Origin of the sequence: Ruminococcus sp. 210702-SL.1.03 (genome assembly GCF_020559915.1) — a bacterium.
In the GTDB taxonomy this organism is placed as follows: Bacteria; Bacillota; Clostridia; order Oscillospirales; family Ruminococcaceae; genus YE71.
The window spans coordinates 93,149-106,594 of sequence record NZ_JAJCLZ010000007.1 but is presented as its reverse complement, the minus strand read 5'-3'; the positions used below and the strand labels follow the sequence as shown (position 1 = coordinate 106,594).

Sequence of the window (13,446 nt, the reverse complement as noted above, 5' to 3'; positions counted from 1 at the left end):
ATGAACGCCAAACATCCCCCCGCGGACAGAGCTTGCCCGCCGCAGAGTTCTCCGTATTTTTACAAGTCAGTTGATGATTATTATACTTTAAGGTGCTTGCCCGCGCTGATAGATGTACCTACCGCGCCTATGAATGCGCCCGATACGAGGTACGCCGCAGTTACCTTTACCATCATTTTGCTGAAAGGATAGAGGTTGTCTACGCCCAGTATCGACCAAAGGCTCATATCGTTCTTGAATATGCCGTATACGCCCTCGTAGGCAAACTTAGTCAGCAGCAGCGCCGCAGCAGCAGCCGCTATGCCTACCAGCATTCCCTCTATGAAGAAAGGTATACGGATAAATCTGTTGGTAGCGCCGACGTATTTCATTATGTTTATCTCTTTTCTTCTCGCAAATACGCTGGCTCTTGTGGTGTTTGAGATTATGATAAGGCATACCACGATCAGCGCCGCGATAACTGCCGTCATGATTATCATGAGTATATTCTTTATGCTTACCAGCACGTCTGCGAACTGGGTCGGGCTTTTTACCGAGTCTACGTTCTCGAATGTGCCGATCTGCATGGTAGTTTCAGACATATGGCTTATGTCCTTTACCGTTATCCTGAAAGTATCAGGCAGGGGGTTTTCGTCCGCGTAGCGGAAAAGGTCTTGCTGCTCGTCGCTCATGTCTTTCTTCATGTTTTTCCAAGCTTCGTCTTTAGAATAGAAGGTAACTGTCGCTACGTTAGGCAGCGCCTCTATCTGCTTTTTCAGCGCTTCCTGCTTGTCCTTGCCGATGTCGTCTTTAATAGTAACAGCCGCCTCGCTCTGGTCTTCTATTCCGCCGATTATCCTGTTGAGGTTGATGGTCGTCAGCACCGAAACGCCTACCATCAGCAGCGACACCAATATTATGCAGAATGAAGCGAAGGACATCATTCTGTTCCTCCATATGCTCTTTACGCCCTGTCCTACAAGGTATCTTGCACTGCTGGCTCTCATTTCGCATTACCTCCTATCACTTCGTCAAAGGCAATGTTGCCGTGATTGATATTTATGATACGTCCGCCGAAATAGCGCACAAGGTCATGCTCGTGAGTTACCATAAGCACAGTAGTGCCGCACTCGTTTATGCTGCGCAGCAGGTCTACTATCTCGTATGAAAGCGCGGGGTCGATGTTGCCCGTAGGCTCGTCCGCTATGATGAGCTGAGGGTCGTTTACCAGCGCTCTCGCAAGCGCCACGCGCTGCTGCTCGCCGCCCGAAAGCTCGGTAGGGTAAGACTTTGCCTTGTCCTGCAAGCCTACGAGGCTTATAACGTAGGGCACGCGGCTGCGGATATACTTAGGCGGCGCGTCGATAACGCGCAGCACGAAAGCTACGTTTTCGTACACCGTCATAGTAGGTATCAGCCTGAAATCCTGAAATACTACGCCGATGGTGCGGCGCAGAGCGGGTATCTTGCGGCGACGCAGCTTTGAAAGATTAAAGCCGTTTACCATCACAGTGCCCGAAGTAGCGTCTATCTCTTTGAGTATCAGCTTTATCAGCGTCGATTTGCCCGCGCCGGAAGAGCCTACTACGAAAGCGAAGTCGCCGTCGTTTATTTTAAGATTAACTTTGTTGAGCGCGTCTACGCCGCTCGAATAAGTTACAGATACGTCTTTAAATTCTACCAAGATCTGTTCACCTCTCAAATTATTTGCACAAAAACAAAGCGCCGCGTTAGGGTCACGGAGGTATATTTCTCTCTTTTTTCCGCGAAAAGTCCGCGGGGCGCTTGTATCTCCATTCAGTTCAAACGGCTGACCGCCGGCGCGCAGGACAGCCCGCGCTACCGCGGAACACCAGCACTGCAAAAGCTGCGATCAGCCATTTTCAGAAATCACCGTTTGTAATTATCAGAATTTAGCGGGGTTTGCCGAAAGATATTTTCTTACCATAAGCGCTATCTTGAAGATAATAGCGTGGTCGAATTCTCTAAGGTCAAGACCCGTGAGCTTCTTGATCTTCTCAAGGCGGTACACGAGAGTATTTCTGTGTACGAAAAGCTTTCTCGAAGTTTCCGAAACGTTCAGGTTGTTCTCAAAGAACTTCTGTATAGTAAAGAGCGTTTCGTGATCGAGCGACTCTATGCTGCCTTTCTTGAACACCTCTTTGAGGAATGTTTCGCAGAGGGTGGTGGGCAGGTGGTATATCAGCCTTGCTATACCAAGGTTGTCGTAAGAAACTATCACCTTATCGGTGTCGAATACCTTGCCGACTTCGAGCGCGGTCTGCGCTTCCTTAAAGCTGCGCGAAAGATCTTTTACGCCCTCTACTACCGTGCCTATGCCGACGTTCACGCGGGTGTAGAACTCGCCGCTGAGGGTATCGGAAATGCTTCTTGCCAGCTTCTCGAGGTCTTTAGAGTCGATAGCCGAGCTTACTTCCTTTACGAGCACGATGTCGCTTTCGGTAATATTGAAAACGAAATCCTTGTTCTTATCTGGGAAGAGGTTCTGGATAACGTCGTAAGCGGAAACATCGTTTGAAGAAACTATGCGTATCAGCAGCACCACGCGGGAAACGTCGGAGTTGAAATGCAGCTCGCGCGCCTTGACGTGAATATCGCCGGGCAGTACGTTATCGAGAACAACGTTTTTGATGAAGTTGTTTCTGTCATATTTTTCATCGTAGTACTGCTTTATCGAAGCGAGGGAGATAGCGAGTATGCTCGCGTACTTTGCCGAAACTTCGTCAGTACCTTCTACAAATACAGCGTAATCGGGCTTCATATGAGAGCCGAACGGCTTGTATGTATAGCCGTCGCGAACGAAGATATCATGCGAATCCCTGAGGTCGAGAGATACGAACTCGTTCGTAGTGCCCACCTGAGCAAGCTCGGAGCAGGCAATGATCGTAGCGGTCTCGTCGATAACTCCGATAGTGCAGTCGATAGTTTCACGCATCTGATGTATCACGTTCTGAAATAATCTGTTGGACATAGTTATGATTCTCCTTATTCAGCAAAATAACAGCCCGACCGATAAAAAAACGCACAATTCGGTCAAGCATTTGTGTATAATGCTATTATACCAAAAAAAAACTCAAATTTCAAGTGCCGTATAGTAAAAATGTTCAAAAAAATTATGAAAAACGGCTGAGCACATGATAAGCGCAAATCTATTTATTACAAATTGTAACACATTACGAGGCGCATTGTGTGAATTTTTTGTAAAATATGCGCCGTTTCACGCATTTTTCATTATCCCGACCACCCGACAGCACGGTATCTGCGGGCACTTTGTAACCATTTCGTAACTTTTAAATTTTTTGTAAACGTGCACAAATAAAAATTTACCAGCCGCCCCTTTGTGACGGTTTGGCGAAAACGCGCCGCCTTTCGTTGACAATGCGCCCGCGGTATGCTATAATTTAAGGTAGTACACTTTGTATGACCGAGGTGAGAAAATGGCTAAAAAGCCTAAGGGCAAAAAGCGGCTGCTTACCGCACTTACGCTTATACTTCTGCTGCTTTCGGGCGCGGCGCTGGGCGCAAAGGCTGCGCTGGCGGGCGAGCGCGCAAAGCAGAAGTCGCAGATGACTGCCCCCGAAGCTAAAATAGTGCAGAGCGGTCAGCCGGAGCAGACAGCCGCGGGGATCACCGCCGGCTCAAACGTGCCGCTCGCGCCCGCTGTTAAGATAGAAAAAGGCACGGCTTACGTCCGCTTCACCGTAGAATTGCAGGACGCCGACGGTGTGCCGTTTTCGCAGAAGCTGAGCGAAAAACAGCAGGAGATAGACCAGTACGAGTCTATGCTCGACCCCGATTCGCCGAGCTATCTGGCTTTTATGGAAACTTACCATAGTTTGAAAAACGAATACAATCAGCTCGCGGCAAAGGGCGAACTTGCTTTCTCGGCGCTCTGCCGCGATAATTCCGAGGGCGCGCAGGCGCTTGACGAAAATAAAGGCAGGCTGAGCGCAAGCGAGCTGGACGAGCTTTCGCAGACGGGCAGCGTTACTCAGCTCTCGCAGACCGAAAGCGGCGGCGCGGAGGAATCGCCTTTCACAGCTTCCGAGGACGAGAAAGAGCCTTTTAAAAGAAGCTATACATTTAAGAAGGCGGCGGCTGAGGGCGAGGAGATCTCGCTTTTTACAAACGTAGTCATCCCCGCCGACTGGGACATCACCACCACCTCCGCCGACCACTTCACCGAAAATGAGGACGGCACTTTTACCGAGGACGTTTGCGAGATAAACAATCTCGAATTGCTGGGCGAGGGCTTTAAGCTGAGCGTTTCGGCGCAGATAGTCGACGCGCGCGCCGCAGATACCGCCGAGCAGGCTTTTGAGAACGCCGCGAAATGATATTTAAGGAGAATTTTTGACGTGCAAGATATGCAAGATATGAACGATACTAAAAAACAGGCGGACGCGCAGGACAGCCGCGATTACTCGGCTGAGGAACGCTACGACCGCCGCCGCGCTAAGATCACCGCACTGCTGAAATGGCTGGAATGCGAATTTTTCGGGCTTTTTATTTTCCTCTCGCTGATGGCTACAACGCTGTTTCTCGGCAGGGCGGGAAAATTTATATTCGGAACTTGCGGACTGATCTGCTACATATGCGTCATGGCGGATTTCGGCATGAAAGAGGGCGCTAAGGCGCACATAAAAAACACCGTCCGCGGCGACTGTGTAAAGCGCGGCTTCGGGCTGACGCTGGGGCTGATCTCGATGCTGCCCGCGCTGGCTTCGTACATAATGCTGCTGCTCTCGTACTTTAAGGTTATAGGCTCGGCGCTGCTGCCATTCAAGATACTCAATCTGGGGCTTTGGGGCTACATCGACCTTTTCGCGCCGAATATGCAGGCGGCGGATATGTCGGCGGTACTGCTCGCGGTATACCCGATAATGCTGCTCATCTACCCCGTAACCACCTACATGACATTCAAGATGGGCTACGATAACGAAGATCTGCAAACCAAGATAATGTATAAAAAAAGCTGAGGTAAAGAATATGATGAAAAAATTTTTAGCATTTGCTTCCGCCGCCGTTTTAGCCGCTTCACTGGGCGGGTGCTCAAAGTCAAAAGCCGAAAGCTCCGCCGCGGGCAGTCAGGCTTCCTCGGAGGAGAACAAGACGCTCACCGAAAAAATGATGGATAACATGAAAGCGGGCGAATACTCTATCGACATCACCGTTTCGGGTCTTGAAAGCTCGGGCGACACCGACTGCAAGATCACCGCGCACGATGGCAAGACCTTTACCTCGCTCAATTACGGCGGCATCTACACCGAGTTTTACAGCATCGACGATAAGACCTACCTGCTGATGCCCGACGTTAATTTCTACCAGATCTCAGACGAAAGCAAGCCTTTTGCCGATGGGCTCTTCTCGATAGGCGAGGGCGATTCGCTCTCCTCTGCCAAAACCGAGAACGGCGAAACTACCGAGATATACACATCAGTAGACAGCACCGCGGAGAGCGGCAGCAACGACGAAAAGTTCACCTTCGTGTACGACGAGGAAACGGGCGAGCTGAAAAGCATAACCTCGGAAACCTCTTCGGGCACGACTGAAGTCACTGTAAATTCGATAAACTGGAGCGGCGCGGATATAAACCTGCCCGACCTCACAGGCTGGGAGGACATGAGCGACTCCGACAGCCTAGACCACAAATCACAGCTGAAGCTTTCGCTTTACTACATGGGGATCACCGAAGAAGACCTCGATAAAGCGGGCTACACCTACGACGACCTCGCCGATATGGATGACGACAAGCTTGCCGAAGCGCTTTCAGACCTCGGCGTAAATATTTTCGGATAATTTTTTCCGAACAAGGAGAGTATAAAAATGAAGAACAAACACATCACAAGACTTATCTGCGCGGCGCTCGCCGCTTGTATGCTGGCGCTTACCGCTTGCGGAAATTCGGAAAGATCCGACAATTCGAGCAAGACCGAAAGCGCGGACGCAGTTACCGAAACTTCCTCCGCTGAGGATAATTCGGCGGACGCTGCCGACGGCGCTGACGATTCGGCTGCCGAGCTTACCGCTGAGGATTACAAAAAGGGCGGAGATTACACCGCCGCAGAGTCGATGAAGACCGCCGCGGCTTCCTACGACCCCGAAAGCGATACGCATATGTACGACGCGCTGAAAAAGGAATTCGGGGAAAATTACTACATCGAAATGTCGACGCAGGGGGCTGAGCTTACCTTTGCCCTGAGAGATGGCGAGATAGCCGTTTCCTCCAACTACGGCAGCGGCACATATTCCGGCTATTACACTAAAGACAAGGATTTTTACACCATCTCCGAGGTAACGAAGTCTTACTCTAAAGAAGCGGATTTTGATTACGATACGCGAAATTCCGACCCGCTTTTCGGCGGCACGGCTGACTTCATCTCCGCCGAGATCGATGAAAACGGCAACATTTCCGAGGTTTACGCCATCGACGAGGACTTCACTCAGGCTTCGGGCACTATCCGCTACACCTTTAATAAGGACACCGGCGCGCTGATGAATTACGTCATCACCCCTGACGGCATGGCTTCGACCTTCTACACGATAGATATGCTCGCCGAGTGCGCGGACGAGAACATAAACCTGCCCGACCTTTCGGAATACAGCGATATGAACGCGGATACTTCCGAAGCTGAGAGCGCGGCGGAAGATACCGGCAAAGCCGGTGAAGAATAATGGCGAGCCAGTTCGGCGCGGTGCAGCTTGCGCACGCTTTTCTTGCTGAGAACGTAAAGGCGGGCGACATCTGCATAGACTGCACGGCGGGCCGCGGCAACGACACAGCTTTTCTCTGCGAGCTTGTCGGCAAAACGGGCAAGGTAATAGCTTTCGACATTCAGCCCGCGGCGGTGGAGAGCACTCGCGAGCTGCTTGAAAAGCGCGGATTTGCCAACGGCGAGGTGCACTTAGAGAGCCACCACCGCATCGACGAATACGCCGAGGAGGGCACGGTAGCGGCTATTGTTTTCAATTTCGGCTGGCTGCCGGGCGGCGACCACACTATAAACACCAAGCGCGACACGAGCATAGAGGCCATTGAAAAAGGTCTGCGCCTGCTAAAGCCTAATGGCGTTATGAGCCTTTCGATATACTACGGCAGAGATACGGGCACAGAGGAGCGCGACGCGATACTGGAGTATCTCGAGCGCCTGCCCGTCAACGAATACACCGCGCTGGTGAGCAGATTTGTCAACCGCCCCAATTGCCCGCCGATAAGCGTTAGGGTGTATAAGGGGAAATAATTTCAGCATTAAACATACAGACGGAGTACCGCAAAAATACTCCGTCCGTTTTTTCTTTGCATAAATTTCCGCGCGACTGCCAATGATAAGCCTATATCAATTCAAACGGAGGGATCGCAAATGCTTATCATAAAAACCGTGTGCGCCGCCGCCGCTTCGATGATCGTGATGTTCCTGCTCACAAAGCTTATGGGCAACAAGCAGATCTCGCAGCTCAATATGTTCGATTACATCAACGGCATCACCATAGGCTCTATCGCCGCCGAAATGGCGCTTTCCGAAAGCTGGGAGATGATATGGATAAGCGTTATCGCTATGGCGATATACGGCGTTACCGGCTTTTTCATATCCCTCGCGACTATGAACTCTATGTCGGCGCGAAAATTTTTCTCGGGCGAGCCGCTGGTGCTCATCGAAAACGGCACTATCTACCGCGAAAACGTCAAGAAAGCCCGCCTAGACCTCGACGACCTGCTGGTAGCCGCCCGCTGCGCAGGCTTTTTCTCAGTGGAGGATATTGCCACAGCCGTCATGGAGAGCAACGGCAGGGTGTCTTTCCGCCAGACCGAAAGCTCGCGCCCTGTAAATCTGAAAGATCTCGGACAGCAGCCGCAGGAAAAGCCTGCTCCGCTCAACCTCATCATGGACGGCGTTATGATGGAGAAAAATATGCAGGATGCAGGATTTAAGATAAAACGCCTTACTGACGAAATGCACGCGCAGGGCTACAACTCACCCGCCGATATTTTCTTCGCGGTGTACTACGACGGCAATATAACCTTTTACCCCCGCAATTCCGACGGCAGAAAACTCGACTACTACGCATAATACACATAAAAAAAGGGACGGCGCAAAAACCGTCCCTTAAATATTGTCTAAATTTATCAGATCTTAACGACCCAGCCGAACTCGTCCTCGATCTTGCCCCACTGGATACCGGTCATGGTATCGTAAAGCATCTGCGAGATAGGTCCTATCTTGTTGTCGTTGATGGTCATGATCTTTTCGCCCCACTTGAGGTGGCCGACAGGCGAGATAACGGCGGCCGTACCTGTGCCGAATACTTCGTCCAGCTTGCCTGCGTCGTAAGCGTCAGCAACTTCCTGAATGGTTATTCTTCTCTCGCTTACCTTATATCCGCGCTTCTTGCAGATCTCGAGAGCCGATTTTCTCGTTATGCCGGGCAGTACCGAGCCGGTGAGCTTCGGGGTGATAACTTCGCCGTCGATAACGAAGAATATGTTCATAGAGCCTACTTCCTCAATGTACTTCTGCTCTACGCCGTCGAGCCAGAGCACCTGCTCGTAATCCTGAGCGTGTGCCTCGTCCTGACCCTTGAGCGAGATTGCGTAGTTAGCGGCGGTCTTGGCAAAGCCCGTACCGCCTCTTACCGCTCTTACATACTTCTGCTCAACATAGATCTTAACGGGGTTAAGACCGGTAGAGTAGTAAGCGCCGGAGGGCGAAAGGATTATCATAAAGAGGTAGTGGTCAGCAGGTCTTACGCCGACATACGGGTCGGTAGCAAAAATGAAAGGACGGATATAGAGCGAAGCGCCGTCGGTATGAGGCACCCAGTCCTGCTCCAGCTTGATAAGCTCTTTAAGAGCGTGGAGCATGAATTCTTCGTCGATCTGCGGTATTACCATTCTCTCAGCAGAAACGTTCATTCTCTTGAAATTCTCCTGCGGACGGAAAAGCTGTACCGAGCCTTCGGCGGTGCGGTATGCCTTAAGACCCTCGAAGATCTCCTGACCGTAGTGCAGGCACATAGCGGCAGGCGAAAGGGTAATGTTACCGAAAGGTACTATTCTTGCATCGTGCCAGCCCATGCCTGTATCGTAATTCATTACAAACATATGGTCGGTGAAGATGTGGCCGAAACCGAGCTTGGTCTCATCGGTAGGTTTTTCCTTAGGCGCTGTGGTACGTTCGATTTTAAGATCTAACATACAAATCCTTCTTTCATAATATTTAATGAGTATGTACGCGGTGAAAGCCGCCGCATAGCGAAAATGACTTATCCCGCCTCGGCAAATTCATCGCTGTTAAGTCTATTATATAACAAAACGATAAATTTTTCAAGAGGTTACATATAATTTTAATATTTTTCACTAATTTTTTTATCTTTTATGCGAATACGATGAATTATCGTCAAGTAAATCCTGCACTTTTCCCGAAAGCGGTTAGTCCTTGCTAATTGATGTGGCCGCATATTGCACAATCGTCATTGCCGGAATTGCGCGTTTATTTGTGCAAATGTCTGAAAAATAAAATATCCCCTAAAACCTATTGACAAAGTAGGAATGACGTGATATACTAGTATCATCGAAAGAAAGCAAACACCGTTACAGAAAGGCGGAGATGAATTATGACTTTCATTTCAAGATATACTTCATCAGAGCGAATGCGGCGATGTATGAAGTTCATCGAAAAGTAAGATTTTTTACTTACAGCAAAAAGTACGAAACTCACACGCAAAACCGACCAATTTGACAAAGCCGGGGCAGCACCCCGAAAACGAAAGGAAGATCATCATGAGCAATTATAAATTTGAAACACTTCAGCTTCACGTAGGACAGGAAAATCCCGACCCCACCACTGACGCAAGAGCGGTGCCGATATACGCTACCACCTCTTATGTATTTAAAGACTCTGCGCAGGCGGCGGGCAGATTTGCACTTTCTGAGGGCGGCAACATCTACACCCGTCTGATGAACCCCACTTCTGATGTATTTGAGCAGAGAATAGCTGCTCTCGAGGGCGGCGCTGCTGCTCTGGCTACCGCTAGCGGTTCGGCCGCTATCGCCTACGCTGTACAGAACATCGCGCTGGCAGGCGACCACATCGTTTCCTCCTCGAACCTCTACGGCGGTACTTACAACCTCTTCGCAAACACCCTTGCAGATCAGGGAATCGAAACAACTTTTGTAAACCCCCACAACCTCGAAGAGATCGAGGCTGCTATAAAGGACAACACCAAGCTCATCTACGCTGAAACTCTCGGCAACCCCAATTCCGACGTTATCGACCTCGAGGCTATTTCCGAGATCGCACACCGCCACGGTATCCCGCTGATAGTTGACAGCACCTTCGCTACTCCTTACCTGCTCAGACCTATCGAGCACGGCGCAGACGTAGTAGTACATTCGGCTACCAAGTTCATCGGCGGCCACGGCACTGTAATGGGCGGCGTTATCGTAGACGCAGGCAAGTTCGACTGGGCGCAGAACGATAAGTTCCCCGGACTCAGCAAGCCTAACCCCTCTTACCACGGCGTAGTATTCACCGAGGCTGCGGGCAACATCGCTTACGTCCTCAAGATCCGCACCACGCTGATGAGAGATCTGGGCGCTACCATCTCACCTTTCAACTCGTTCCTGCTGCTTCAGGGTCTGGAAACCCTTTCGCTGAGAGTAGAGCGCCACGTTGAGAACGCACTCAAGGTAGTAGACTTCCTCAAGAATCACCCCGACGTAGAAAAGGTAAACCACCCCTCACTCGCTACCGGCAGAGAGAAGGAGCTTTACGATAAGTACTTCCCCAAGGGCGGCGCTTCCATCTTCACATTCGAGATCAAGGGCGACGCTGAGAAGGCTAAGAAATTCACCGAATCTCTCGAGCTGTTCTCGCTGCTGGCTAACGTTGCCGACGTTAAGTCGCTCGTTATCCACCCCGCTTCCACCACACACTCGCAGATGAACGAGCAGGAGCTGCTCGACGCAGGCATCAAGCCGAACACCATTCGCCTTTCGATAGGCACCGAGCACATCGACGACATCATCGCCGACCTGCAGCACGGCTTTGACGCAGTAAAGAACGTTTGATAATAAATCGACAAATTGACATACTGAAACGGAGATGTATCCATCATGGCAAATATAGTAAAAAGTGCAGACAAACTTATAGGCAAAACTCCCCTGCTGGAGCTTGACAATTTTGCAAAGGCCTACGATGTGCCCGCTACCATTCTCGGCAAGCTGGAGTACCTCAACCCCACAGGCTCGGTAAAGGACAGAGCAGCGCTGTATATGATAAACGACGCTGAAAAAGCCGGCAGATTAAAGCCCGGCGGAACTATTATAGAGCCTACCTCTGGCAACACAGGTATAGGCATTGCTTCCGTAGGCGCTGCACGCGGATACAAAGTCATCATCGTAATGCCTGAGACCATGACCAAAGAGCGCCGCGATATGATAAGCGCTTACGGCGCAGACATCGTTCTTACCGACGGCAAGAGCGGTATGTCGGGCGCGGTAGCAAAGGCTAAGGCTATGGTAAACGAGATTGAGGGAAGCATTATCCTCTCGCAGTTCGAGAACCCCTCTAACGCGCAGGCGCACTACGAGACCACCGGCCCCGAGATCTGGGACGACACCGACGGCAAGGTCGACATTTTCATCGCAGGCGTAGGCACAGGCGGTACGGTTACCGGCGTGGGCAAATACCTCAAGGAGAAAAATCCTAACGTTAAGATAGTAGCGGTAGAGCCGCAGACTTCCCCCGTACTTTCCGGTGGAAAGCCCGGCCCTCATAAGATACAGGGTATAGGCGCAGGCTTCGTGCCCGACGTTCTCGATACAAGTGTTTACGACGAGATCCTCCCCATTTCCAACGAAGCTTCTTACGAGGCGGCGAGAAAGATCGCTACCACGCAGGGCGTAATGCTCGGCATCTCCTCGGGCGCGGCACTTTGGGCAGCTGCTGAGCTGGGCAAGCGTCCCGAAAACAAGGGCAAGACCATCGTGGCTCTTCTCCCCGACTCAGGCGACAGATACTTAAGCGTACTTTTTGCTTGATTTTATATTAAGCTTTGTCAGAGCGCTCTCCGCTTCACGGCGGAGGGCGTTTTGTATTTGCGCAATATGCTTGCAATCGGCGGCGCGATGTGTTATAATAAGGTCGGTGATGTTTTTATGAAAAGATTATGCGCCGTACTTCTCGGCACTTCGATATTTTCCGCGCTGGCAACTCAGCTTACCATCTTCATCTTCGGCAAGCTGGATTTCGTGCCGCGCGGCAGCGCTTCGTTTTACCCGATGCTCTTCGCGCTGACCATGACCGCCGCCGTGCTGGCGGTGCTGAATATCGGCAAAGAGCCGCGCTACCCCGCCGTGAAGCTTTCGCGGATAGCCGAGCGCGAGGGCTATTCCGACCGCTATTTCGCCGAACTGCGCCGCTGGTGCGAAAAGTGCGAAAAGAAAAAATGCGGCGAAACTGCCGCGCTGGTTATGAGCGAAACGCTTGCCGAAAGCGGCAGGCTGAACGAAGCTTTCGCGCAGCTCCGCGGGATAAAGTTTTCTGAGCTTACCCGCCGTCAGCGGCAGGTGTACTACAACACATGGCTGTACGCCGCCGTGCTTTGCGAGGATATTTCCGCTGCGGACGAGATCTACCGCTGCGGCCGCGGGTATTTGGTATCGGTAACGTCGCGCTCGCTGGCGGCTTCGGTAAAGCACACGCTAGGCTGCTACCGCTATCTGCGGGGCGAGCTGCCCGCCGCTGAGGAGCAGTTTTTCCAGTCGATAGAGTCGGCGCGCGGCAGCATTCTATGTGAGGATTATCTCGCGCTCTCCGCCTGCTATTTGGATACCGAACGTCTGCCGCAGGCGAAGTCCGCCGTGGAAAAAGCCGCCGAGTACGCCGACGGTTCGCGTTTGGAGCGCAAAGTCGCCAACGCCCGCGAGCTGGTAGAACAGGCATATTCGCAGTACATCGCCGAGCACGGTGAACGATCAGCATAAACATAACGCAAAAAAGTCCGCAGACCACGCAGCCTGCGGACTAAATTATTTTCAGCTTTTATAAGTTAAGCCATCGGACTCTACACCTTTCATTTGATATTGAAAAGTTTAAGTTCTCATTGGACTCGTTCCCTTCATTGGAATTATGATCGTAATGTCAAGCTAAAGTAACCTTCGGACTCACTCCTTAACTTAGAATATTTTTCCTGAATACCGTGCGTATGATTTTCATTCCGCACCACTCCTGTTCTTAAAGTCCCCCGCCTCAGCAGGTTCGCAGTATGTATGTATATTCGGAGAAAACATCTCTCGCAAGACCCTTTAGCGCCCCGTCCCCGCCGCGTGATCGGCACTGCCGTGACATTATCGGCGCGCCCTGCACGCGTAAGCCTTATGGACTATGGGCTTCGGTCAACTTTAAAATCGTAATGTCAAACTGGATTTTCCTTCGGACTCACCCC

Annotated in this window: 13 protein-coding genes; 9 read left to right on the top strand and 4 right to left on the bottom strand. The window is 51.2% G+C overall.

The window, feature by feature from the left end; genetic code table 11:
- Positions 1-80: 80 nt before the first annotated feature.
- The 3 genes from ftsX to LI114_RS05715 form a co-directional block, all read right to left on the bottom strand.
- A complete protein-coding gene (ftsX, locus tag LI114_RS05725; RefSeq protein ID WP_227219845.1) occupies positions 81-986 on the bottom strand; it encodes a permease-like cell division protein FtsX in 906 nt (301 codons plus the stop codon).
- Complete coding sequence (gene ftsE, locus LI114_RS05720; protein ID WP_022127506.1) at positions 983-1,663, bottom strand: cell division ATP-binding protein FtsE; 681 nt, start codon at positions 1,661-1,663, stop codon at positions 983-985. Before ftsE ends, ftsX begins: the two co-directional genes overlap by 4 nt.
- A gap of 222 nt (positions 1,664-1,885) precedes the next feature.
- Positions 1,886-2,971 carry a PucR family transcriptional regulator gene (locus LI114_RS05715; protein WP_227219844.1) on the bottom strand — a complete coding sequence of 362 codons (1,086 nt, stop codon included), beginning with the start codon at positions 2,969-2,971 and terminating at the stop codon, positions 1,886-1,888.
- A 466-nt stretch (positions 2,972-3,437) separates the two neighbouring features.
- Here LI114_RS05715 and LI114_RS05710 point away from each other — a divergent pair, with 466 nt between their 5' ends.
- The 6 genes from LI114_RS05710 (at position 3,438) to LI114_RS05685 (ending at position 8,069) form a co-directional block, all read left to right on the top strand.
- Entirely contained in the window at positions 3,438-4,337 is a 900-nt protein-coding gene (locus LI114_RS05710; RefSeq protein WP_227219843.1) for a hypothetical protein, read from the top strand.
- 39 nt (positions 4,338-4,376) lie between these two features.
- Positions 4,377-4,979 (top strand): hypothetical protein, encoded by a 603-nt coding sequence (locus tag LI114_RS05705; protein WP_227219842.1) that lies wholly within the window; start codon positions 4,377-4,379, stop codon positions 4,977-4,979.
- A gap of 10 nt (positions 4,980-4,989) precedes the next feature.
- Positions 4,990-5,799, top strand: coding sequence for a hypothetical protein (locus LI114_RS05700; RefSeq protein ID WP_227219841.1), 810 nt, complete (start codon positions 4,990-4,992; stop codon positions 5,797-5,799).
- 27 nt (positions 5,800-5,826) lie between these two features.
- Positions 5,827-6,675 (top strand): hypothetical protein, encoded by an 849-nt coding sequence (locus LI114_RS05695; RefSeq protein ID WP_227219840.1) that lies wholly within the window; start codon positions 5,827-5,829, stop codon positions 6,673-6,675.
- The gene (locus LI114_RS05690) at positions 6,675-7,241 is read left to right on the top strand and encodes a class I SAM-dependent methyltransferase (protein WP_227219839.1); all 567 of its coding nucleotides are present in this window, start codon (positions 6,675-6,677) and stop codon (positions 7,239-7,241) included. The genes LI114_RS05695 and LI114_RS05690 overlap by 1 nt, the downstream gene beginning before the upstream one ends.
- 120 nt (positions 7,242-7,361) lie before the next feature.
- Complete coding sequence (locus LI114_RS05685; RefSeq protein WP_227219838.1) at positions 7,362-8,069, top strand: DUF421 domain-containing protein; 708 nt, start codon at positions 7,362-7,364, stop codon at positions 8,067-8,069.
- 56 nt (positions 8,070-8,125) lie between these two features.
- On the opposite strand, the gene LI114_RS05680 is transcribed toward LI114_RS05685, so the two are convergent.
- Positions 8,126-9,193 carry a branched-chain amino acid aminotransferase gene (locus tag LI114_RS05680; protein ID WP_022127499.1) on the bottom strand — a complete coding sequence of 356 codons (1,068 nt, stop codon included), beginning with the start codon at positions 9,191-9,193 and terminating at the stop codon, positions 8,126-8,128.
- A 585-nt stretch (positions 9,194-9,778) separates the two neighbouring features.
- Between LI114_RS05680 and LI114_RS05675 the strand changes: the two genes are divergently transcribed.
- The 3 genes from LI114_RS05675 to LI114_RS05665 all read left to right on the top strand — a co-directional run bounded on the left by LI114_RS05675 (position 9,779) and on the right by LI114_RS05665 (position 12,985).
- The gene (locus LI114_RS05675) at positions 9,779-11,068 is read left to right on the top strand and encodes an O-acetylhomoserine aminocarboxypropyltransferase/cysteine synthase family protein (protein ID WP_227219837.1); all 1,290 of its coding nucleotides are present in this window, start codon (positions 9,779-9,781) and stop codon (positions 11,066-11,068) included.
- Between the two features lie 45 nt (positions 11,069-11,113).
- A complete protein-coding gene (gene cysK / locus LI114_RS05670) occupies positions 11,114-12,040 on the top strand; it encodes a cysteine synthase A (RefSeq protein WP_227219836.1) in 927 nt (308 codons plus the stop codon).
- A 117-nt stretch (positions 12,041-12,157) separates the two neighbouring features.
- Positions 12,158-12,985: a hypothetical protein gene (locus LI114_RS05665; protein ID WP_227219835.1), complete on the top strand. Its 828-nt coding sequence runs from the start codon at positions 12,158-12,160 to the stop codon at positions 12,983-12,985.
- Positions 12,986-13,446: the final 461 nt, after the last annotated feature.

Coding starts and splice junctions, on each gene's coding strand:
- ftsX (WP_227219845.1), bottom strand. CDS start 986: ATGAGAGCCAGCAGTGCAAGATACCTTGTAGGACAGGGCGTAAAGAGC.
- LI114_RS05715 (WP_227219844.1), bottom strand. CDS start 2,971: ATGTCCAACAGATTATTTCAGAACGTGATACATCAGATGCGTGAAACT.
- LI114_RS05710 (WP_227219843.1), top strand. CDS start 3,438: ATGGCTAAAAAGCCTAAGGGCAAAAAGCGGCTGCTTACCGCACTTACG.
- LI114_RS05705 (WP_227219842.1), top strand. CDS start 4,377: ATGAACGATACTAAAAAACAGGCGGACGCGCAGGACAGCCGCGATTAC.
- LI114_RS05700 (WP_227219841.1), top strand. CDS start 4,990: ATGATGAAAAAATTTTTAGCATTTGCTTCCGCCGCCGTTTTAGCCGCT.
- LI114_RS05695 (WP_227219840.1), top strand. CDS start 5,827: ATGAAGAACAAACACATCACAAGACTTATCTGCGCGGCGCTCGCCGCT.
- LI114_RS05690 (WP_227219839.1), top strand. CDS start 6,675: ATGGCGAGCCAGTTCGGCGCGGTGCAGCTTGCGCACGCTTTTCTTGCT.
- LI114_RS05685 (WP_227219838.1), top strand. CDS start 7,362: ATGCTTATCATAAAAACCGTGTGCGCCGCCGCCGCTTCGATGATCGTG.
- LI114_RS05680 (WP_022127499.1), bottom strand. CDS start 9,193: ATGTTAGATCTTAAAATCGAACGTACCACAGCGCCTAAGGAAAAACCT.
- LI114_RS05675 (WP_227219837.1), top strand. CDS start 9,779: ATGAGCAATTATAAATTTGAAACACTTCAGCTTCACGTAGGACAGGAA.
- cysK (WP_227219836.1), top strand. CDS start 11,114: ATGGCAAATATAGTAAAAAGTGCAGACAAACTTATAGGCAAAACTCCC.
- LI114_RS05665 (WP_227219835.1), top strand. CDS start 12,158: ATGAAAAGATTATGCGCCGTACTTCTCGGCACTTCGATATTTTCCGCG.